Raw genomic sequence first — 21902 nt, forward strand, 5'->3', positions numbered from 1 at the left:
GGCGCCTCTGACGAGCACCAAGACCCGGTCAGCCGCTCTCATCGTTCGGTCTTGAGCTGAATGCTTCCCGAGGCGAGCCGGAAGATCGCGAGGCGATCCCCATCCCCTGGCGTCAGCGCGACATCCGACTGGTGGCCCTGCTCCGTCAGGCTCAGCGGCTCCGAGCGGCAGACATGATGCGTTCGCGTCACGCCTGGGCCTAGCGGATAGCGCTCTGCCCCCAGGCGGTAATGGATGGTGGTGTCCGAGCCGTTCCTGACCTGGAAACGGCGCCGCTCGGACCTGGGGCGACCGAAGAGCTGAACGGCGTAGACGGCGTCGCCCCGGCGGTTGCGTGCGACGGCGACGCCGGTCTGGGTGACGTCCGGGTCGAGCATGTTCTTTCGGTGTCCGGGCGAATCGCACCACCCTTGGAAGGCAGTCTCGACGACGGCTTCGGTCCCGAGGCCCTTCGCGCTGAACAGGTAGGCGATGTTCTCGGCGAGGATGCAGTGATCATAGCCATGGCGGTTGGCGCGCGCGGCCGGGTTGCCGCCATCGGCCTCATGTCCGTAGCGCCCGGAGCTGGCCATGAATGCCGCGAAATCGAGGGCGGCTCGTTGAAGACTCTGATCGACCACGACCGGCCTCAGGCCGTTCTCATGACGCAGAGTGTTGTTGCGATCGATGATTTCCCGCGCCGCGGTGGTGTCCGCCGGTGCGTCTTCTTGGGCGTGGGGCTCGACGACGGGGTCTGCCGTCGGGAGGATGTGTCTGTCGGGCGTCGGCGCGCATGACGCACAGGCCAGGATCAGACAGGGCAGCAGGCTTGTTCGTGGGATCCAGGTGCGTGGCATCTCGACCTCGTCTCCAGCGTGCGCGAGACAGTATTCTCAGCCAGTGCCGTTCGCATTGCGTTGATGCAGGTCGCGAACCCGGCAGGTCGCCGGGCCTCGCGTGAACACGCCGCTCGCGGCTGGATGCGTCAGCCTACTTGATCAGGCCTCCTCGATGGGCCGCCCCGTCTCCTTGTCGATCTTCATCAGATCCTTGCGGCTGGCGCCCAGCTCCAGCGCGACCGTACTCGCGACGAAGATGGAGGAATAGGTGCCGACCAGGATGCCGATGATGAGCGCCAGCGCGAAGCCGTGCAGCATGGGGCCGCCGAAGAAGAACATGGCGATCACCACCACGAGGGTGGTTCCCGAGGTGATCAGGGAGCGCGACATGGTCTGGTTGATCGAGGCGTTGACCACCTCGGCCGGAGTCGCCTTGCGCATTCTCCTGAAGTTCTCGCGAATCCGGTCGAAGACCACGATGGTGTCGTTCACGGAGTAGCCCACCACCGCCAGGATGGCGGCGAGCACCGTGAGATCGAAGCTGGTTCCGCTCAGCGAGAAATAGCCGAGCGTGAGAATGGGGTCATGCATGGTGGCGACGAGCGCGCCCACGGCAAAGCGCTGCTCGAACCTCAGCCAGACGTAGAGCGCGATGCAGCCCAGGGCGATGAGCACCGCGAGTCCGCCATCCTCGACCAGTTCGTTGCCGACCTGTGCGCCGAGGAACTCGATCCGACGAATATCCGGTGTGGGTCCACCCGTGGCCTTGAAGGAGGCGGTCAGCCTGGTGTTGAGTTGCGGGTCGTTGCTTTCCTCGGAGGGCGGCAGGCGCACCAGCACATCGCGGTTGGTCCCGAAATACTGGACGGTCGGGTCGGGCAAGCCGGCCGCTTCGATGGCCTTGGTGACTTGCGCCAGCTCGATCGCGTCGGAGAACCCCAGCTCCATCTGGGTGCCTCCCGTGAAGTCGAGCCCCAGATTCATCCCCTTGAACCCAAGCGACAGCAATGAGAGCGCGATGGCGGCAACGGACAGTGCATAGGCGAACTTCCGCCTGGAGACGAAGTCGATATTCCGCAGGTTGATTGACAGCATGATCTTGGCGGTCCTGACGCAGGTTGGAATGGCGGCGAGGCGTGCGCACGGGACGACCGGCGGGATGCGACGTTGTCGAAACCTTGAGCGCTTCCGTGCCCGGCTCTGGAGGCGGCGAGGGGGTGCCGGAGAGCTGCGGAACGAGGAGGGGTGGGGTTAGCTACGGCGCGTCACACCGATGGAGGTCCAGTCCGACGCTAGTTGCCTGGCGCGCCGATCATACGAGCGCGGATCCACATCTGGCAATGGCCTCGATGACCCCGCGCGGGTCTGCGTGGTTCAGAGTTGGAACCCAGGACTGCGCCGGGCAGGGGCGCGCCGGATCAGCCGGCGCGCCCTTGGGCGTGCTGCGCTAATTTCCGACCAGCGCCAGCAGGATGCCGGCGGCGACCGCCGAGCCGATGACGCCGGCCACGTTCGGACCCATGGCGTGCATCAGGAGGAAGTTGTGGTGGTCCTCCTCCAGGCCGACCTTGTTGACGACGCGGGCCGCCATGGGCACGGCGGAGACGCCGGCCGCGCCGATCAGCGGATTGACCTTGCCGCCGGTCACCCGGTACATGATCTTGCCCATGATGACGCCGGCCGCCGTGCCGATGCAGAAGGCCAGCGCCCCGAGCAGCAGGATGCCGAGCGTCTCCATGGCAAGGAACTTCTCGGACGAGAGCTTCGAGCCGACGGCCAGGCCGAGCATGATGGTGACGATGTTGATGATCTCGTTCTGGGCCGCGCGGCTGAGGCGCTCGACCACGCCCGCCTCGCGCAGCAGGTTGCCGAACATCAGCATGCCGATCAGCGGTGCCGCCGAGGGCAGCAGCAAGGCGCAGAGGATCAACACCACGAAGGGGAAGAGGATGCGCTCCAGCCGTGACACCGGACGCAGCTGCTGCATGACGACGGCGCGCTCTTCCTTGGTGGTCAGCGCCCGCATGATCGGCGGCTGTATGATGGGCACCAGCGCCATGTAGGAGTAAGCCGCGACGGCGATGGCGCCAAGCAGGTCCGGCGCGAGCCGCGATGCCAGGAAGATGGCGGTCGGACCGTCGGCACCGCCGATGATGGCGATGGCCGAGGCATCCTGCAGCGTGAAGTTGAAGCCCGGCACGTAGTTGAGCGCGACCGCCCCGATCAGGGTGGCGAAGATGCCGAACTGGGCCGCGGCGCCGAGCAGGAGCGTGGAGGGTCGCGCGATCAAGGCACCGAAGTCGGTCAGTGCGCCCACGCCCATGAAGATCAGCAGCGGAAAGACGCCGGTCTCGACGCCGACGTGGTAGATCATGCCGATCATGCCGTCCGGCCCGCCGATGCCGGCGACCGGGATGTTGCTGAGCAGCGCGCCGAAGCCGATGGGGACCAGCAGGAGCGGCTCGAATTTCTTGGCGATCGCCAGGTAGATGAGCAGGCAGCCCACCGTCATCATCAGGGCCTGGCCCCACTCCAGGTTGGCGATGCCCATGGAGAGCCAGAGCTTGTCGAGTTGGTCCATGGGCTTAGCCCAGTCCGATCAGCGGCGAGCCGTGCGCGACGGCATCGCCTTCTTTGACGCGGATTTCGGTGACGGTGCCCGCGGAGGGTGCCCGGACCTCGGTCTCCATCTTCATGGCCTCGAGTACGACGATGACATCCCCCGCGGCGACTGGCTGTCCGACCGCGACGGTGATCTTGACGATGTTGCCGGCGAGCGGGGATTCGACCATCCGCGCCTGCGCGGGAGCGGCTGGCGTTGCCGCAGCCGGGGCGATCGAGTCGACCGTGCCCATGGGCGAGACGACGACGTCATAGCTCTTGCCGTTGACGTCGATGCGATAGCGCTCGGAGCTGCCTGGGGCGGCTGCCGCGGAGACGGCGGGCTTGTCCTCGATCAGCCAGGGCGGTGTCTCGAAGGCGGTCGGGTTGCCGCGGTTTTCGAGGAACTTGAGGCCGACCTGGGGGAACATGGCGTAGATGAGCACGTCATCGATGTTGTCGTCGCAGAGCTTGAGCTTGAGCTTGCGCTCGCGGGCGATGTTCTCCAGCTCTTCGAAGAGTTTGTCCATCTCGGCCTTGAGGTCGTCCGCCGGGCGGCAGGTGATGGGCTCCTCGCCCGATTGCAGCACCCGCGATTGCAGTTCCGCGTCCACGGGGGCGGGTGTCGCGCCATAGCCGCCTCTGAGCACGCCCGCGGTTTCGTTGGTAATGCTCTTGTAGCGCTCGCCCATGAGCACGTTGAGCACGGCCTGGCTGCCGACGATCTGCGAGGTCGGGGTCACCAGCGGCAGGAAGCCGAGCTCCTCGCGCACGCGCGGGATCTCCGCCAGCACCTCGTCCAGCCGATCCTCGGCGCCCTGCTCGCGCAGCTGGTTCTCCATGTTGGTCAACATGCCACCCGGCACCTGGGCGACCAGGATGCGCGAGTCGACGCCCTTGAGCGAACCCTCGAAGCGCGCGTACTTCTTGCGCACCTCGCGGAAGTAGGCGGCGATCTCCTCCAGCAGGTTCAGGTCCAGGCCGGTGTCGCGCGGCGTGCCTTGCATGATGGCCACCACCGATTCCGTCGGCGAGTGCCCGTAGGTCATGCTCATGGAGGAGATGGCGGTGTCGACCATGTCGATGCCAGCTTCCGCGGCCTTGAGGATGGATGCCGTGCTCATGCCCGTCGTGGCGTGGCACTGCATGCCAATCGGGATGGAGCAGGACGACTTGAGCTTGGTGACCAGTTCCTCCGCGACATAGGGGCGCAGCAGGCCCGCCATGTCCTTGATGCAGATGGAATGGCAGCCCATGTCCTCCAGGCGCCGGCCCATGTCGACCCAGTACTGCACGTCGTGGACCGGGCTGACGGTATAGGACATGGTGCCCTGCGCGTGGGCGTCCGTCGTCAGCGCGGCATGGACGGCCTGCTCCAGGTTCCGCAGATCGTTCATGGCGTCGAAGATGCGGAAGACACCGATGCCGTTGACGGCGGCGCGCTCGACGAACTTATCCACCACGTCGTCCGCATAGTGGCGGTAGCCCAGCAGGTTCTGGCCGCGCAGCAACATCTGCTGCGGCGTATTTGGCATGGCTGCCTTGATCTGGCGCAGGCGTTCCCAGGGGTCTTCGCCGAGATAGCGGATGCAGGCGTCGAAGGTGGCGCCGCCCCAGGATTCCATGGACCAGTAACCGACTTGATCCAGCTTGCCAGCGATCGGGAGCATGTCCTCGATGCGCATGCGCGTCGCCAGCAGGGATTGGTGCGCGTCGCGCAGGACGACTTCGGTGATACCGAGTGTAGTGTTCTGATTCATGGCGAGTGTCTGCGTGTTCACGCCGACCGGGAGCGCCGCTCACGCGGGCCGGGCGTTGTCGATGGGAATCTGGGGTGGGGTGTTGGGGCGAAACCCTCAGTGATGTCCGCGGTAGCGAGCGACGGCCGCCGTGATGACGGCGAGCAGCTCCTCGGATGATTCAGACCCGGTGGCCTGAGCTGGGCCGGTTCCCGCTGAGCCGGCTCCAGTGGGCTGTGCCTCGAGGTGTGGGAACTTGAGCACGATGGCCGACATGCCGCGCAGGATGCCGACGAGCATCAGCAGAAAACCGAACACGATGCCCATGCCGACCACGAGCAGGCGCAGGCTCTCCAGTAACAGATCTGTCTCGCTCATTTCAGTCTCGGCTCCACCGTCTCGTCTGGGTCGTTCCCGAGGGCGTCCCGGCGGATGTCCGCGCCGATCGGCGCCCCGCGGGCCAGTCTTGGCGTTTCAGCGGGTCGGGCGGCCCGGACCCTTCGTTGGGCTGGCAGCGTAACCGCGATGCCCTTGATGGGCAAGATTTTGGTCATCTCGATCAAGCGACTAGAGGTCTTCCAGTATGACGCTCAGTCCTCCGGAAGCCGTTCGGGGCAGCCCTCTGCTCGGGGCCTGACGATGCCTCGGGTTGCGTATGCTGGACGGTTCAAGATCATGAATTCAAAGGGAAGTGCGTGCGTGTCGAGGCGTTCGAGCGATCGGGTGTCGCTGTCGAGCGTTGCGTCGCCCATCCATCCATCGAGGGGTGCATGGGCGATGAAGTCGGCGGATCTCGAGTCTCGGCTCAATCGCTGTCCGCGTCCCCGATCCATTGATACGGCGCGGGTCAGAGTATCGCCCATTTCAATGATGGCCTTGTCCGCCGTCCCGACATCCCCCGGCGTGCCTTTGGCATTTACGCCGGGCCTCTCCAGGAGGCATGATCTCCAGCCTCTGGCCCGGCCAGGCACCGACTTGCGAGGTTTGTCGTCATGCCCGAATCCGCTCCGACCCTCCGCGACCGCTATCGAGGCGCCTTGATGGGCCTGGCCGTCGGCGATGCACTGGGTACCACGCTCGAATTCACGCGGCCGGGCGCCTTCGCGCCGATCGATGACATGGTCGGCGGTGGGCCGTTTCGGCTCGCACCCGGGCAATGGACGGACGACACCTCGATGGCGCTCTGTCTGGCCGAGAGCCTGATCGAGCGCCGCGGGTTCGACGCGGAGGACCAGATGCGCCGCTACCTGCGCTGGCGCGACGAGGGACACTGGAGCAGCACGGGCCGCTGCTTCGATATCGGCACGACCGTCGTCGCGGCCCTCGAGCGCTTCGAGGCGAGCGACGACCCCTACGCCGGCTCGACCGATCCTCACACCGCGGGCAATGGGTCGCTGATGCGGCTCGCGCCAGTTCCGCTGGCCTTCATGCGGGATCCCGTCGAGGCCGTGCGCTGCGCTGGCTGCATGTCCAGGACGACCCATGGCGCGCCGGAGGCCGTCGATGCCTGTCGCTACATGGCGGGTCTCATGGTGGGTGCGCTGCAGGGGCGGGGGAAGGATGTGCTGCTGGCGCCGCTGTTCGCGCCTGGGGAGGTGGACTGGCGGGCGCACCTGCTCAGTCATCAGATCGGTCTCATCGCCGGCGGGCGTTTCAAGGTGCGTCAGCCGCCGGTCATCCGGGGCACCGGCTATGTCGCCCAGGCATTGGAGGCGGCGCTGTGGGCCTTCGACACCACGACGAGCTTCCGTGAGGGGGTGCTCAAGGCGGTGAATCTCGGCGAAGACGCCGACACCACGGGCGCCATCTTCGGCCAGCTCGCCGGTGCCTACTATGGTGTCTCCGCCATTCCAGAGCCGTGGCGCGGCCGTATTACGATGGCCGAGACCATCCTCGAATTGGCCGACGGCCTGCTCGACCTTGCCGATCGCTAGCCTTGGGAATGCGTCTTCGGTGCCTTCCGGGAAACAGCAGACCGACAGCAGTGAGCGTGTAGGATGGGCAAAGCCCCTGCGATGCGCTTCGTTCGGCGTGCTGATGGTCAAAGGGCGTGCCCATCATCCCAGCTCCGCGCCTTGCAGGATGGGCACGTCCGTCCAGCGCCGAGGGCAGGTTCAAGCCCCGAGCGCGGACGTTGCCCATCCTACCGACTTGCCGATCGGTCTCAGCGTTGCACCCACTCCAGAACCTTGTACTCGGCGACGATCGCCGGGTCGATCGTATGCACGACCTTGCCGCCATGCAGGCGCCGCTCGACGAGCAGCTCGCCTGCGCGACTGACATCGATCAGGCCTCCGCTGCGCTCCAGGCCATTGCGCATCCTGAGGCGCACGGTTTTGCCGATGTCCGCATTGGCCCCGCGCGGGTCCTTCGCGACATAGGACCGGACCAATCTCGGCTGGGCGGGCGTCCTCTTCTCGGCCTCCTCTTGTGCGCGATGGGCATCCTCCAGCGCTACCGCATCCTCGATCTTGGCGTTCAGCGCCGCCGCGGGATCGAGGTCGGCAACCGCCTCGCTGGCGATGCCTCGACCCCTGTCCGGCGCCGTTTGCGACACCGCGGCGGGTTGAACGGGCTGTGCGGCCATGATGCCCTTGAGCCCCCGGCGCATCTCGTCCTCCGCCTCCCCCCGCGTCATCTGCCCAGTCTGTACGCGGTGAAGGAGATCCTGCTGCAGCGCCTGGATCTCAGCCGTCTGCAGTTGCATCGCCCCGGAATCCATCGACTGCACCATGCTCCCAACGAAGACCCAGGTGAGGATGAGCGCCAGAAAGGAACTCCCCAGGTGCGCCAGGAACGGCTTGGCGGCGCGGTCCCAGTGCAGGATGCCAAAGATGAGTGTGGCGAAGGGAAGAAAGAGACAGGCCAGTCCCCAGAGGATGTCGGTCTGAAAGGCGACCACGAGCAGCCAGACGAAGGCGGCCAGCGCGATGACGCCGAGGACGGCGAAGAGAAGCTCCATCCGAATCTCCTGTGAGAGTGAACGAGCCGGCATGGGGGGGGTGGCGGCAAAGGTGAGAAGACCGATCGGCGGGGCCGAGAGGTCTGCACGCGCGCTTTCCGGCTCGTTCGTTCGGTGGAAATGCTAGCTGAGGGCGTTACGGCGGACTGGGATCGGCTGCACAGTGCGAGGTTGGCATGCTGTTGATTTGGCGGTCGCCGTCCAAGCGATGCGGACGCCTTCGCAGTATCGGATGCCGCTCGTCACCTGGATGAGTCTAATGTTCCCCGCGTGGTTGCGGTGGGCGATCCTCAGGCCGGCGAGCGCACGCCTTGATGCAGGGCATGACGCGGATCTTCGTTCGAGGTGCCAGTCGAGCTATGAAGGGCTACTCTAGACAGATGCCGGCCCCTGACTCCCCGTCGGGATGGTCCCTCAAGCTGCCAGGGCGCCCGATCAGATTCGTAAGGCCGCAGGGACGTGCCAAGGAGTAGCGACGTTGCAATCGCGTTTTCGATCGACGGCGAGAGGTATGAGGCTTTGCTGCTGCATCGTACTGGCGGCTGGGCTCGGCCTGGCTAGGGACGCGCTCTGCGACCTGCCTGACGGTGTCCAGATCCACGGATTTGCGAGTCAGGGCTACATCCTGACCACCGGGAACAACTTCTTCGGCGAGACCATCGACGGCGGCGCCTTCGACTTTCGCGAGCTGGGGCTCAATGGCTCCTGGCGGATCACGCCGACTGTGCAGGTCTCGCTGCAAGCCCTCTCGCGCAACGCGGGCGAAACGGATGACGGGGCCTTGCGGCTGGATTACGGGTTCATCGATTACGGCTTCTTCACGAGTGCCGACGATCGGTGGGGCTTGCGGCTCGGCCGTATCCTGAATCCCTTCGGTTTCTACAACGATACCCGGGATGTGGCCTTCATTCGTCCGAGCATTCTTCTGCCCCAATCCATCTACTTCGATGTAAACCGCAATCTATCGCTGTCCTCGGATGGTGCTCAGCTCTACGCCGAGCGGCAATCGGAGATCGGCAATCTCACGCTTCAGCTCGCGCTCGCGCTTCCGCGCGTGGAGGATCCGGATTTCGAGCGGGCCATCTTCTTCGTGCAGCCGGCCCCAGGCCGGCTCGCCCCGGAGCCGTCGTGGATGGGGCGCCTCGCCTACGAGAGCGATAGCGGCGGTCTTCGCTTGATGCTGTCCGGTGGTCAGGTCAACGTGGGATACGATCCTGGGGGATCGGACGATCCCTATCTGGCGGGTGGTTTTCAGTTCGATGTGCTCATCCTCTCGGCCCAGTACAACGCGCGCCGCTGGGATCTCACCGCGGAATACGCGCTGCGTTCCAATCGCTTTCGCGACTATGGACCCCTGCTTCCGGATACCAGCTACGTTGGCGAGAGCTACTACCTTCAAGCCGCTTACCGTTTTGCCCCACAGTGGGAGACCGTCGTCCGCTACGACAGGCTCTATTGGGATCGGGAGGACCGCGACGGCTCGGCGTTCGCGGCGCTAACTGGGCTGCCAGCGCATCGCCGTTTCGCGAAGGACCTCATGGTCGGGTTGCGCTGGGATGTCACCCCCTCCTTCATGCTGAGAACGGAATTCCATTACATCGATGGCACGGGTTGGCTGTCTGAGCTGGAGAATCCGGTGCCGTCCGCAACCGAGCGCTACTGGACGCTCTTCGCTGTCCTCGGCTCCTATCGGTTCTGAACGCGACCCACGTCGCTGCCGGAAGGGGCTGCCGACGAGGGCCGGACTGAGTCGATTCAGGGCTTGCGTCCAGCGGCCAGAACCATGTTTGTGCTGCCGAACAAGGTTCCCCGCTCGCCTCTTAGCGCGAGCTCAGACCGCCAGGCGTCGAGCGCTTCCGCCTCCACCAAGCCTGCGTCAAGGGCGCCCTGCTCGACCTCATCCAGCCTCGCCAGGTATCGGATTTGGGCGGCATTGCCGGTGATCGCGATCGGCTGGACCTCGATCTGGACATCTTTGAGGCCGGCCTCGGCGAAGAGGCGAAACAACTGCCGGCCGGAGTAGCCGTTCGTCAGAAGGCGCTCGGCGTGGAAACGCACCAGCTTGCGCTCGGTGTCGGTCTGGGTCGTGTCGATCGATAGCGCTCCCCAATCCGGATCCACCACCACAACCCAGCCTCCTTGTCGCGTTACCCGTATCATTTCGCCGAGCGCTAGCGCGGGGTCAGTGAGATGCATGAATAGCCGCTCGCTGCGGCAGGCATCGACGCTGAGCGACTCCAAGGGCAGGGTGCAGGCATTGCCGACCCGATGCGATACGCGATCCGCCAAGCCGGCCTGCTCCGCGCGCTCATTGGCCGTTGCCACCATGGACGCGTCAGCATCCACCCCGAGCACGCTTCCTTCAGGCCCCATCGCCTCCGCGATTGCCAGGGTGTCGATGCCAATCCCGCAGCCAACGTCCAGAGCTTGACTTCCTTGTTCCAACCGCATCAGAGAGTAGCTGCGGGTCTTGGTCGGAAGCAGCAGCTGGGCTGCGGCCTTCAGGTATTCGGCATCGACATAGCCGGCTGATCGATCTGGTTTCATCGCGCTCGCCTCCTGGGGGTAAATCTGAATCCGTGGTGAACGGGTCCGTCACCGGCGATCGAGCATTGCCAACGCAGCCTAGGTTGCATTGAAGTCAGCGCCCAAACCATTGCCTGTCCCGAATAGTTGTGCGTCGATGTGTGTGAACAGCTCCTCGATCTCTGGGAGCAGCACGCCAAGGGCTCGCTTTCGCGGCAGTGCGAAGGGTGCTCGAAGGCCGAAGTGATCGACCGCCTCGCCTGCCTGCGTAAACATGATCCCGAAGCGCTGCAGCAATCGCGCAAGCCGCGGTTCCATCAGCGCGAAGGCGAGGTCGGTCGAACTTCTCAGGAACATGGACATGCCGGCCGTGAACAGCCCAACGGGAATCATCGGGAAATTGCTGCGGCGCTCGTTTCCTTCCGACTCCTGATCATCCGGCATGCTGATGGGCTTCTTGTCATCCTTCTTGCGACGTCGAAATCGCTCGACGACAGCGAGTCGGGACATTTCGCCGACGCTTTGCCGCGGCAGATGGTTCGAGCTGAGGGAATACTCAGGGAAGGTCGCGCAGAAGGTCTCGAAAGGCAGCAAGCAGATCCGGCCGTCTTTCTCTGGACGGACCAGACGAATGCAGCCCACCGGGAGCTGCGTTTGACGATGGATCATCAGGGCATGTTGGGCGCGCTCGTCGTATTCATCCTGCTCCATCTGACCTGGACATTGCTCTTCCGCGAGGTAACCGAATTCCTTGCAGTAGACCTCGTAGCGGACTTGGTAGACCTGCGCGAGCAGCTCCGGAGTCGTGGCGAGCTTGAGCTCGAAATAAGTGCCGAAGTTTGCGGCGATGCTGGCTTGAACCACGATGGCGTTCCTCGTCGTGTGGTGACAGTACGCGTACTGCGCCCTGGCGGCAGGGCTCGCTCAAGGGGGAAGCTACCATCAAGCGCGCGCAAAAGGCGAGGGACCGCTTACACATCGCGCATCGGTTCGACTTGCCCCTCCATCAGCCGCCAGCGCAGCTTCGTCAGCCGCTGGCTCGATTCGACCTTCTTGATCGCCATTCCGAGCGCCTTTGGCTGAGCGATCAGCACGACCAGGCGCTTGCCGCGCGTCACGGCCGTGTAGAGCAGGTTCCGCTGCAAGAGCGTGTAGTGCTGCATGGCGAGCGGGATGACGACGGCTGGGTACTCAGAGCCCTGAGCCTTGTGGACGCTGGTGGCGTAGGCGAGGGCGACCTCGTCCAGCTCGCCGCTCTCGTAGACGACGGCGCGTCCCTCGAAGTCGATGGTCAGCAGCCCCTCCTCGGCGTCGATCGACTGGATGCGGCCGATGTCGCCGTTGAAGACCTCCTTGTCGTAGTCGTTGACCAGCTGGATGACCTTGTCGCCCGGGGCGTAGGTCCAGCCGAAGCGCTCGATGCGCGGCTGGGCGTCGGGGTTGAGGGCGGTCTGGAGCGCGACGTTGAGTGCGCGCGATCCGAGCCCGCCCCGGTTCATCGGGGTCAGAACTTGAACGTCCCGGACGGGGTCCAGGCCGAAGCGGCTGGGGATGCGCTCGGTGACGACGCGCATCAGCTTGTCGTGGATCGCCTCCGGGGTGTCGCAGCGGATCAGGTAGAAGTCGCTGTCCGCTCGGTCGGCATCCGGGATCTCGGGCATCTTGCCGGCGTTGATGCGGTGGGCGTTGACGATGATGCGGGAGGCGGCGGCCTGGCGGAAGATCTCGGTGAGGCGCACAGTCGGCACGGCGCCCGAGCCGATGAGGTCCGCGAGCACGGCGCCCGGTCCGACCGAGGGGAGCTGGTCGACGTCGCCGACCAGCAGCACGGCGGCCCGGGTCGGCACGGCGCGCAGGAGCTGATTCATCAGCACCACGTCGACCATGGAGACCTCGTCCACCACCAGCAGGTCGGTTTCGAGCTGGCTGTACTGGTCGCGGCGGAAGCCCATGATCTGCGGATCGAATTCCAGCAGCCGATGGATGGTCCTGGCCTCGCCGCCGGTGGATTCGGACAGGCGCTTGGCGGCGCGCCCGGTCGGGGCGCACAGCAGCACCTCGACGCCCTTGGCCCGCAGGATGCGCAGGATGCTGTTGACCACGGTGGTCTTCCCCACGCCCGGCCCGCCGGTGATGATGGTGACCTTGCCGGAGACGGCGGCGGCGATGGCGGCGCGCTGGGAGTCGGATAGGGCGAGCCCGGTCTGGGTCTCGGCCCAGGGCAATGCCTTCCCGATGTCGATGGCGCCCCAGGGCGGCGGGGCGAGCTTCAGGCGTTCCAGGTTGCGGGCGATGCCCAACTCGGCGCGCTGCAAGGGCGTCAGGAAGAGCGCGGGCCGCTCCTCGATGGGCTCGGCGACCAGGCGCTCTTCGGTCAATTCGACCTGGATGGCCTCCTCGATGATGGGGGTCGGGATCTCCAGCAGGGTGCGGGACTGCTCGACCAGGTGCTCGTGCCAGGCGGCGCAGTGGCCTTCGCCCGCGATCTCCTGCAGGACGTGCCGCACGCCCGCCTGTGCGCGGATGAGCGAGTCGCGCGGGATGCCGAGCCGCCCGGCGATGGTGTCCGCGGTCTTGAAGCCGATGCCATGGATGTCGAGCGCCAGCCGATAGGGGTTCTCGCGCACCTGCTCGACGGCCCGGTCGCCGTAGGTCTTGTAGATGCGCACGGCGCGCGCGGTGCCGACCCCGTGGGACTGGAGGAAGACCATGATCTCGCGGATCACCTTCTGCTCCGCCCAGGCGTCCGTGACCCGCTTCCTGCGTTTCGGGCCGATGCCCTCCAGTTCCAGCAGCCGATCCGGGCTGTCCTCGATGACGTCGAACACCTGCTCGCCGAAGGCCCGCACCAGTTTCTTCGCGAAGTGCGGCCCGATGCCCTTGACCATGCCGGAGCCCAGATAGCGCTCGATCCCGTCGAGCGTCCGCGGCTGGATGACGCGCAGGTTGACGGACTTGAACTGCAGCCCATGCTGGCGGTCGTTCACCCACCAGCCCTCGGCCTCCAGATACTCGCCTGGGGTGACGCTGGCCGCCGAGCCGATCACGGTGATCAGCTCGCGCTCCCCGCGCACCTTCACCCGCAGCACGCAGAAGCCGCTTTCCGGGCTGTGGAAGGTGACCCGCTCGACGGAACCGCTCAGGCGCTCGGTGGGTGCTTGTGGCTCTCGCATGCTGGCTCGGCGCCGTCGGGCGCGTGGTTCTGCCGAGGGTGAAGGGATGGGGAACAGCATATCCCAGGATTCGCCGGATGATTCGGGCGCATGCGGCGACCGCTGCCTCTAAACTACGCGATTGATCCGCGCACCCCATCCCGATGATCGCTGCCCATACCCCGGCCTTCTGGCGGGCGACCCTGGCACTGAGCCTGGGTTCGCTCCTGACCTTCGCCAATCTCTATACGCCGCAACCGCTGCTGCCGCTCTTCAGTCAGACCTGGGGCGTCTCGCCGGTCGACGCCAGTCTCACGGTCTCCCTCACGACCCTGACCTTGAGTCTGTCGCTGCTGATCTACGGTCCGCTGTCGGACGCCATCGGGCGTCGCGGCATCATGCTGGTGACCATGACGCTGACGACTCTCTGCTCGCTGGCCATGGCCTTCGCGCCCGACTTCGGCACCCTGCTGGCGCTACGGGCGTTTCAGGGGCTCTTCATCGGCGGACTCCTGGCCGTGGCCATGGCCTACATGGGCGATGAATTCGAGCGCAAGGCGATGATCCTGGCGATCGGGCTCTATATCAGCGGCAACTCGCTGGGCGGGATCTCCGGGCGGCTCATCAGCGGCGCGGTCGCCGCCTCCTGGGGCTGGGAGGCGAGCTTCCTGGTGACCGGCTGCCTGAGCCTCGTCATTCTGATCGCCTTCGCCTGGATGCTGCCGCCGCCCCGGCATTTCATGCCCAAGCCGCTGCATCCGGTCGCGCTGATGCGGGGGCTGGGCGGTCACGCAGCCAACCCCATGATCTCGCTCGCCTGCCTGGTCGGCGGCCTCAACTTCCTGGTCTTCATCAACCTCTATAGCTACATCACCTATCTGTTGAGCGCCCCGCCGTACTTTCTCTCTCCCGCGGCCCTGGGTCTGCTCTTTCTCACCTATCTGTCCGGCACCCTCGCGGCGGCCTTCTCCGGTCGCGTTGTCGGCGCTGGGTCCCAGCCGCTCGCCATGGCCGCGGGCATCCTCGTCCTCATGGCTGGAACCCTCCTGACCCTGGTGCCCAGGTTGGAGGCGATCATCGCCGGCATGCTGATCAATGCCGTCGGCTTCTTCTTCACGCACGCGCAAGCCGCGGGCTGGGTGAACAGGAACGCACGCGGGGCGCGGGCCAGTGCCTCGTCGCTCTATCTCATGAGCTATTACGGCGGCGCGAGCATCGGCAGCTTCTATCTCGGACCCTTCTGGCACTGGCTGGCCTGGCCCGGCGTCGTGCTCGGGGCGATTCTCATGCTCGGGGTCGGCTTGGGCGTGTCGCTACGCCTGTGGGTGCTGGAGCGGCGCGCGGCCGATCAGGACGTTGCGGAGGCCGTTGCCGGACCTCCGCCAAGCGGTTGATCCAGAGGCATCCAGGCGGTCGCTGGCTCGGCGTGGTCAGGGCGAAGCCGGCGTAGAGCCGCAGCAGAATCAGTGGGGCGCCGACACGCCAGGCCAGGCTCGGCGTCAGAGTGGTCGCGGCCCGCTGCGCTGAGGGGGCTGCGTCGGGCCGGATGACTCAGTCCGCAAGCTCGGGCAGGAAGCTCAGGTCCATCACAAAGTGTTTGGGATGCTCAGGGTCGATGTGGACGTCGATGAGGTCCCGGTCGACGTAGTCGGTCGGGTCGAACCCGATCGGCTGGCTCCTGAAGACGTGGAGCTTGCCGCTCATGGGATCCTGCCAGTGGGCGACGATCTGGTAGGCGCGCCGGCGCCGCGCGCGGACGTGCCCCGACGGCTCGACACCCTTGTACAGCGCATGGACAATCCGGCCCTCGCGCATGAGCCGGGCATTGCGTTTGCGGGTGCGCCGTTCGACGACGATGGGGGCGAAGCCGATGAAGGCGAAGACGCTGCCCATTCCGGTGAGAAGGACCACCAGAAACCATTGCTGCCAGAAGTCGTCGATGCTGGCGTTGTGAGGGGCGTCCGGCAGGTAGAGCACGGTCACCCGCTCGCCCGGCCGGTAGGCGGGCGGATTGCTGCCGACCTTGCCGACCATCTCGATGCGCTCGCCCCGTGCGGTTTCGAACGTCACCAGGGGTCTGTAGCTGGATGAACGCTTGGTGCCAGCGCCCGAGTGGGACAGAATCAGCTCCTTGACCACGCCTTGCGTCCGAGTCGCCTTGGCCGCGAAGTCTTGTGTATGCTGGAAGGCTGAATAGGCGCCGAGCATCAGCGCGATGCCGATCAGGCCGAAGATCCCGGTGATGAGTGTCGTCGGAAAAGTGCTCTTCATCGGTGTCGGATGCCCAGGTTTGAGGTGATCGTCTGGCTGTGAGCTTGGTTTCTGGAGGGTTTTTGTCAAGGTGAGCGCTATTTTGGACCCACGCACTTCTGAGGATGTCGGTCGTCGCTATGACCGATCTGGCCGGGCCGGCGGTGGTCTGGATGCGCAGCAGCCGGCGGCACTCATCAGTTTCGAGACCGATCGCCTGTACCTGCGCCAATGGCTGCCCGGGGATCGTGCGCCCTTCGCGCGGCTCAATTCGGATCCCAGCGTCATGGAGTTCTTTCCCCGTTACCTCGACCGGGCGACGAGCGATGCCATGGCGGATCGCTGCGAGGCCTTGATCGCCTGCCGCGGCTGGGGCTTCTGGGCGGCCGAACTCAAGGAGACTCGCGACTTCATTGGATTCGTCGGCCTCCACCAGCCGCGTGCCGGTCTGCCGTTCGTCCCCTGCGTCGAGATCGGCTGGCGCCTGGCACGTCCCTATTGGGGTCGGGGGTTGGCGACCGAGGCGGCGCGCGGCGCGCTGCGCGTCGGCTTCGAGGATCTCGGGCTCGAGGAGATTCTGGCCTTCACCGCGGTTCGGAACCTGCGGTCGCGGGCGGTGATGAAGCGGCTGGGCATGCGGGAGGACGATCGCACCTTTCAGCACCCGGAACTCTCACTGGAAAGCCCGCTGCGCGAGCACTGTCTGTTTCGCCTCTCTCGGCGGCGCTGGGCGGCAGTGCTCCGGGACTGAGGCAAGGGAGCCGAGCCGTGGGGTTAGAGCATGCGCTTTCGAGTCCGCGTAGGACGGATGCCCGCAGGGCGATCCGTCATCACCTCCAACCAGCGAACATGGCGGAACCGCTATCGCGTTCCGCCTTACGGCCTCGTACCTAGAGCAGGCGTGCCGCCAGGTAATGCGCGACCGCCTCCTCGGCGTTGGAGGCAATGCGTTCGACGTCGGGTAGGGCGGCCTTGAGCCAGGGGTCGGCGTTCGCCATCAGCAGGCTCCGCCCGGCGTAGCTCAGCATCTCCAGATCATTGCGGCCGTCGCCGAAGGCGATGATCTCCTCTGGCTGAATACCCAGCCGCGCGGCGATGCGGGCGAGTGCCGCCCCCTTGGAGACGCCGCGGGCCATGACCTCCAGAACGACCGGCAGCGCATAGGTCGTCGTGAGCTGCTCTGCGTGCCGCTCCAGGATTTCCGTCTCAAGGGTCCGCAGGTGGGCGACATCCTCATGGTAGTAGAAGACCTTGAGAACGGGCTCGTCGCCCATGGCCGCGAAGTCCAGGACCCGATAGGCGAAGCCGGATGCTTGGTGATACCGCAAGAGCCGCGGCTCGGGTGTATCGACCAGCCAATCATCCGCGCGATAGACGCTGGTATGGACGCCATCGAAGAGCGGATCGCGGAGGAGGAATTGGAGGCAGCTCGGGTCGACGGGGTGAGTGTCCGTGAGTCGCCCCCGTGGGTCATGCACGGCGGCGCCGTTGCTGGAGATGAGGCCGATGCGCCCGCCCAGGAGGCGGGAAAAGCTGCGAATGTCCCTGACGTGGCGCCCCGAGGCGAGGATGACCCCGATCCCTCGCTCGATCAGTGCGAGCAGAACCTCGCGTGTGTCGTCGCCAAGCCGATGCTCGGCGTTGAGTAGGGTGCCGTCGAGGTCGGAAACGAGGAGTTTGTACATCCGTGGGCGGGTCAGTGGCGGAGGGTGAATCCTTTCCGTCCGATTCTACAAGTCGCCCTTGGGCAGCGACACTCCGACCTCCTCCCCGTCAGGGGACACCTGGAGCCGATCCGGCGAGCCGGTCAGCCGGGACGTGCCTTTGCAGGCAGCGGCACTTCTCGCGAGAATGCCCGCATGCTCTCAGCCGATCTCCTCTTCGATGCGTGTCACCGCCCTCGTTTTTCTCTACCTCCTCGCCTGCTTGAGCCTTGCGGCACTCGCCTCCGTCCCCTTGATGGAGACGGGCTGGCTCGATCTGGAACCGCATCGGGTGGTGAGCCGGCTCGCCCAGGCCTTCATGCTCATCGGTCTCTGGCCGCTGCTCCTGGCCTTGCGGGTCGCTGACCGAAGCTCGATCGGTTTCGGCTTGCCGGCTGGGACGCTCTGGCGGTGCATCGGCGGGGGCTGGGTGGCGGGTGTGATCATCCTGTCCGTCTTGCTCGCCGTTTTGCTGGCGCTGGAGATCCGCGTGCCGGATCCGACGCCACCGGCTTGGTCGAGCATTTTGGGGAAGACGCTGCAGGCACTGGTCGGCGGTCTCGTCGTGGGTCTGCTGGAAGAGACCTTTTTCCGTGGCGCGCTCTACTCGGCGATTCGCCGAGTAGAGGGGATGCGATCCGCGGTCGTGTGGAGCGCCTTGCTCTACGCGGCGGTGCATTTCATGAAGCCGGGCGCGCTGCCGGCGGGCATGGCGTTCGACTGGACCGGCGCCCTCTGGATGCTCGCCCATGCCCTGGCGGATCTCTTCCAGTGGCGTCATCTGGATTCCTTGGTCGCGCTCGTCCTGGTGGGCGTCTTCCTGGCGCTGGTGCGCGAGCGCACCGGGCACCTCGGCTGGTGCATCGGACTGCATGCCGGGTGGGTCCTGGTGATCCAGGTCGGGCGCAAGGTCACGGACGGCAACGAGGGCTCGGCGCTGGCCTTTCTGGCGGGCGACTACGACGGCACCATCGGATGGCTCGCCGCCGCCTGGATCGGGCTGCTGGCGCTGGCCTACTGGCGGCTGTCGGGCAGGCGCTCGGGCTGATCGGGACGCGTCTCAGGGGTCTCGCCATTGGTCTTGAGGCGCTCGAGCTTGGCGCCAAACCAGAGGACGCGATCACCAGCCTCCGCCTTGATCCCCGCGTCGGCCGCGAGCAGACGCACGCCGGCATCCTTGCTGATGACGAGGACGGGCAGGGCGCCTTCCGGCAGCATCTCAAGGAGCTGCTCGACACCGAACTCCTTGGTGATGGAGGTCGCCTGGAAGGTCCAGCCGCGATACCAGCCGCGTTGGAGGTCTTCGTACTGCACCTCCGCGCTGAGAAAGATGCGCCCGCGCAGGCTGGCACCGGGCTTGCGGCTGGCATGCGAGGGCTCGGTCGCGAGCTGATAGACGTGCCAGCGGTCGAAGGCCGGCGTGTATTGGGCGCACACCAGGGAGTTGTAGGCATCGTTGCTGCTGAGCGCCAGCAGGCTGCCATAGTCGCTCAGCTCCAGCTCGCTCTCGGCGTGCTCGGAGAGCAGCTCGCCGAAGTACACCGGCAGGCCGGCGTGGCGGGCGCGGCGCAGGCGGTGCCAGGCGCGGTCCGTGATGAGGACGGGCACCTTGTACGCGTGCACGGCCTGAGCCAGCCCGGTGCTCCAGGGATTGGCGCCGCTGATCAGCAAGCCCTGACGCGGCGAGGCGCTGAGGTCGAGCTTGCGGGCGAGCCAGCCGAGACTGAACCCGTGAAGCAGCACCGTGGTGAGGATGAGGGCGAAGACGAGCGGTAGCAGCAGATCGCCATCCGCATAGCCGCGCGCCACGAGCCCGGGGCCGAGCACGCCGGCCACCGCGGCGGCGACGATCCCGCGCGGCGCGATCCAGCCGATGAGCACGCGCTCTTGCCAGCTCATGCCCGCGCCCATGGTCGCGAGACCGATGGTGAGCGGGCGCACCAGCACCAGCATCGCCAGGATGAGCAGCGCACTGTGCCAGTCGAGCGCGCGCAGGATGTCGGGATCCAGATCCGCCGTGAGCAGGAGGAAGAGGCCCGCGACCAGGAGCATGGCGACCGACTCCTTGAAGCGACGCACCTCCTCGATGCTCGGCAGCCCCATGTTGCCGAGCACGACGCCGAGCGCCGTCGCCGCGACCAGTCCCGCCTCGTCCATGACCAGGTTGGCGAGCCCGAACGCGGCCAGCGCGGCGCCGAGGGCGACGGGGCCCTTGAGATACTCGGGCACCTGGCCGGCCAGGTAGGCGCGGCCCAGCAGCCAGCCGCCGAGCCCGCCGAGCAGGCCCGCGCTGACCAGGCCCAAGGCCAACTCCACCAGCGTGTGGCTGATGTCCGGGGCGCCTGGCGAGACGAAGTATTCGTAGAGCAGCACGGCGAGCAGTGCGCCCGTGGGGTCGTTGACGATGCCCTCCCATTTGAGGAAGGACGCCGGGCGGCGGCGCAGTCGCGCCTGGCGCAGCAGCGGCAGGATGACGGTCGGCCCGGTGACGACCGCGATGGCGGCGAAGATGAGCGCGACCGGCCAGGAGAGCGCGCCGATCCAGTGCGCGGCCAGGGTGCCAAGCCCCAGGCTGAACACCACGCCGAGGCTGATCAGGCGCTTGACCCCCGTCGCCGTCTGCTTGAGTTCGTGCCAGCGCAAACTCAGCCCGCCCTCGAAGAGGATGACGGCGACGCCGAGCGAGATCAGGGACGGGTAGGCCGGGCCGAGCGCCTCGCTTGGGCGAATCAGCCCGAAGACCGGGCCGATGAGGATGCCGAAGGCGACCAGCAGGACGATGGTGGGGATCTTCAGGCGCCAGCCCAGCCACTGCGCGGCGATGCCGAGCGCGGCGATGAGGGCGAGTGTCTCGGTCAGGTGGGGCATGGTGCTCCGGATCTGGGCGATGGCCGATGATGCGCGGGGGTGCGCGGGCGTGCATCTTACCCAGTGCCGCGGCGCGAAGACACCCGAGCTGTCTGCGCGGTCTCGCTGTTCGCGGATCCCGGTGCCTGCGTGAGGCCGGGCCTCGGCGCTGGCGGGGCAAGGGGCGCCCGCTCGGGGCGAGAGCGGGGTCTGTCAGGGTCTCGGATGAACGCCGCTCGGGTCTTTGTCTTGCGGTCTGTCTTGGCCGCGAGGACTCAACAGAGGCGTCTGCGATCGTCGCGCTGCTGGAGCCAGCGGCGGACCTCCGCGAGGTGACGGCGACTGACGGGCAGGCGCTCTTCGCAATCCAGGAGTTCGGCCAGGATCGAGCCGTCCGGCTGCCTGTTCAGCCCGGACAGGCGCGCGCGGGCGACCAGCGCATTGCGATGGATGCGCAGGAAGAGATCGGGGAACTCCTGCTCGAAGGAACGCAGCGAATCGTCGACCAGGAGTTCGCCGCCCAGGTGGCGGACATTCACATACTTCTGATCCGCCTGCAGGTAGATGATGTCGGGAATCGCCACCGTGCACACCTTGCCGCGATAGCGGGCGCTGACCTTGCTGCGACGCGTGGCCTTGAGCGTGGCATCCACCGCGCCGTCATGCCTATCGTCCCCTGAAGCGCTCAGGATGCGCGCGAGACGCAGGATTTCCTGCAACCGCTCTCTGCGGATGGGTTTCAAGAGGCTGCCGGCGACCCGGCGCTCAACCATGGCCGGGCTCGACTCGCCGTTGGCGGTGAGAAAGACGACGGTCGGCGGCCGTTCGAGCGTGGCCAGCTGCCGCGCGGCTTCGGCGCCGGACATGCCCGAAATCTGGCTGTCCAGCAGCACGAGATCGATCGGCTCCGTCCGGCAGTGCTCGATGGCTTCCCAGACGTCCGACGCCTCGCCCGCGAGTTCGTGGCCGCCGTCCGTATCGGCGAGCAGCCGCCGCAGGCATTCCCGTGTCGGGAATTCGTCGTCAACAAGCAGAATCCTCATCGTGATCCCCGCTTCCATGGATGAAGGAGCATGCACCAGAGCGGGCATGGATGGATCGGGCGTCGCCCGATGTCATGGACGTCACGTCGGCTTGGAATGGGCATGGCGTAGAACCCCGTCTGATCCTTTTCTCTCGGTGCACGACACAGGTGAGAACGCGAGCACAGCTCCCGCGGGTCTCGGGCGCGGTCGCTGGGCGACCTGCGCCAGGCAACCGGTGCTGTCGGTCAGGCGTTGTCAACGAGTGTCACGAACTGCCAT

Annotated in this window: 18 protein-coding genes; 5 read left to right on the plus strand and 13 right to left on the minus strand. The window is 66.2% G+C overall.

What is annotated here, in order from left to right; translation table 11 throughout:
- Window positions 1-38: 38 nt before the first annotated feature.
- The 5 genes from CKO23_RS09315 to CKO23_RS09335 form a co-directional block, all read right to left on the minus strand.
- Window positions 39-836 (minus strand): CAP domain-containing protein, encoded by a 798-nt coding sequence (locus tag CKO23_RS09315; protein ID WP_200330327.1) that lies wholly within the window; start codon window positions 834-836, stop codon window positions 39-41.
- Between the two features lie 141 nt (window positions 837-977).
- Complete coding sequence (secF, locus tag CKO23_RS09320; protein ID WP_200330329.1) at window positions 978-1913, minus strand: protein translocase subunit SecF; 936 nt, start codon at window positions 1911-1913, stop codon at window positions 978-980.
- 352 nt (window positions 1914-2265) lie between these two features.
- On the minus strand, window positions 2266-3399 hold the full coding sequence (locus CKO23_RS09325) for a sodium ion-translocating decarboxylase subunit beta (RefSeq protein WP_200330331.1): 1134 nt from the start codon (window positions 3397-3399) through the stop codon (window positions 2266-2268).
- 4 nt (window positions 3400-3403) lie between these two features.
- Window positions 3404-5179: a sodium-extruding oxaloacetate decarboxylase subunit alpha gene (gene oadA / locus CKO23_RS09330; protein ID WP_200330333.1), complete on the minus strand. Its 1776-nt coding sequence runs from the start codon at window positions 5177-5179 to the stop codon at window positions 3404-3406.
- A 96-nt stretch (window positions 5180-5275) separates the two neighbouring features.
- Window positions 5276-5536, minus strand: a complete 261-nt coding sequence (locus tag CKO23_RS09335) for an OadG family protein (RefSeq protein ID WP_200330335.1) — start codon at window positions 5534-5536, stop codon at window positions 5276-5278.
- 614 nt (window positions 5537-6150) lie between these two features.
- Between CKO23_RS09335 and CKO23_RS09340 the strand changes: the two genes are divergently transcribed.
- Window positions 6151-7092 carry an ADP-ribosylglycohydrolase family protein gene (locus tag CKO23_RS09340; protein ID WP_200330337.1) on the plus strand — a complete coding sequence of 314 codons (942 nt, stop codon included), beginning with the start codon at window positions 6151-6153 and terminating at the stop codon, window positions 7090-7092.
- A gap of 230 nt (window positions 7093-7322) precedes the next feature.
- Here CKO23_RS09340 and CKO23_RS09345 read toward each other — a convergent pair whose 3' ends face one another.
- Window positions 7323-8120: a hypothetical protein gene (locus CKO23_RS09345; RefSeq protein ID WP_200330339.1), complete on the minus strand. Its 798-nt coding sequence runs from the start codon at window positions 8118-8120 to the stop codon at window positions 7323-7325.
- Window positions 8121-8631: 511 nt separating this feature from the next.
- On the opposite strand from CKO23_RS09345, the gene CKO23_RS09350 reads away from it, so the two are divergent.
- On the plus strand, window positions 8632-9819 hold the full coding sequence (locus CKO23_RS09350) for a hypothetical protein (protein ID WP_200330341.1): 1188 nt from the start codon (window positions 8632-8634) through the stop codon (window positions 9817-9819).
- Between the two features lie 56 nt (window positions 9820-9875).
- Here the strand turns inward: CKO23_RS09350 and CKO23_RS09355 are convergent, their stop codons facing one another.
- From CKO23_RS09355 to recD2, 3 genes are all read right to left on the minus strand, one after another.
- Window positions 9876-10667, minus strand: a complete 792-nt coding sequence (locus CKO23_RS09355; RefSeq protein WP_200330343.1) for a methyltransferase domain-containing protein — start codon at window positions 10665-10667, stop codon at window positions 9876-9878.
- Window positions 10668-10745: 78 nt separating this feature from the next.
- Window positions 10746-11510 carry a PEP-CTERM/exosortase system-associated acyltransferase gene (locus CKO23_RS09360; RefSeq protein WP_200330345.1) on the minus strand — a complete coding sequence of 255 codons (765 nt, stop codon included), beginning with the start codon at window positions 11508-11510 and terminating at the stop codon, window positions 10746-10748.
- Between the two features lie 107 nt (window positions 11511-11617).
- Window positions 11618-13819 carry an SF1B family DNA helicase RecD2 gene (gene recD2, locus CKO23_RS09365; RefSeq protein ID WP_200330347.1) on the minus strand — a complete coding sequence of 734 codons (2202 nt, stop codon included), beginning with the start codon at window positions 13817-13819 and terminating at the stop codon, window positions 11618-11620.
- A gap of 143 nt (window positions 13820-13962) precedes the next feature.
- Between recD2 and CKO23_RS09370 the strand changes: the two genes are divergently transcribed.
- On the plus strand, window positions 13963-15192 hold the full coding sequence (locus tag CKO23_RS09370; protein ID WP_200330349.1) for an MFS transporter: 1230 nt from the start codon (window positions 13963-13965) through the stop codon (window positions 15190-15192).
- A gap of 157 nt (window positions 15193-15349) precedes the next feature.
- Here the strand turns inward: CKO23_RS09370 and CKO23_RS09375 are convergent, their stop codons facing one another.
- The gene (locus CKO23_RS09375; protein WP_200330351.1) at window positions 15350-16069 is read right to left on the minus strand and encodes a DUF3592 domain-containing protein; all 720 of its coding nucleotides are present in this window, start codon (window positions 16067-16069) and stop codon (window positions 15350-15352) included.
- A gap of 70 nt (window positions 16070-16139) precedes the next feature.
- Between CKO23_RS09375 and CKO23_RS09380 the strand changes: the two genes are divergently transcribed.
- The gene (locus CKO23_RS09380) at window positions 16140-16799 is read left to right on the plus strand and encodes a GNAT family N-acetyltransferase (protein WP_346014593.1); all 660 of its coding nucleotides are present in this window, start codon (window positions 16140-16142) and stop codon (window positions 16797-16799) included.
- A 139-nt stretch (window positions 16800-16938) separates the two neighbouring features.
- Here CKO23_RS09380 and CKO23_RS09385 read toward each other — a convergent pair whose 3' ends face one another.
- Window positions 16939-17733 (minus strand): Cof-type HAD-IIB family hydrolase, encoded by a 795-nt coding sequence (locus tag CKO23_RS09385; protein WP_200330353.1) that lies wholly within the window; start codon window positions 17731-17733, stop codon window positions 16939-16941.
- 199 nt (window positions 17734-17932) lie between these two features.
- On the opposite strand from CKO23_RS09385, the gene CKO23_RS09390 reads away from it, so the two are divergent.
- Window positions 17933-18799, plus strand: a complete 867-nt coding sequence (locus CKO23_RS09390; RefSeq protein WP_200330355.1) for a CPBP family intramembrane glutamic endopeptidase — start codon at window positions 17933-17935, stop codon at window positions 18797-18799.
- Here CKO23_RS09390 and CKO23_RS09395 read toward each other — a convergent pair.
- Window positions 18766-20619, minus strand: coding sequence for a cation:proton antiporter (locus tag CKO23_RS09395; RefSeq protein ID WP_200330357.1), 1854 nt, complete (start codon window positions 20617-20619; stop codon window positions 18766-18768). The two genes, CKO23_RS09390 and CKO23_RS09395, sit on opposite strands and share 34 nt — an antisense overlap.
- A gap of 254 nt (window positions 20620-20873) precedes the next feature.
- Window positions 20874-21641: a LytR/AlgR family response regulator transcription factor gene (locus CKO23_RS09400; RefSeq protein ID WP_200330359.1), complete on the minus strand. Its 768-nt coding sequence runs from the start codon at window positions 21639-21641 to the stop codon at window positions 20874-20876.
- Window positions 21642-21902 lie beyond the last annotated feature (261 nt).

The organism is Thiocystis violacea, assembly GCF_016583565.1.
Lineage (GTDB): Bacteria > Pseudomonadota > Gammaproteobacteria > Chromatiales > Chromatiaceae > Thiorhodococcus > Thiorhodococcus violaceus_A.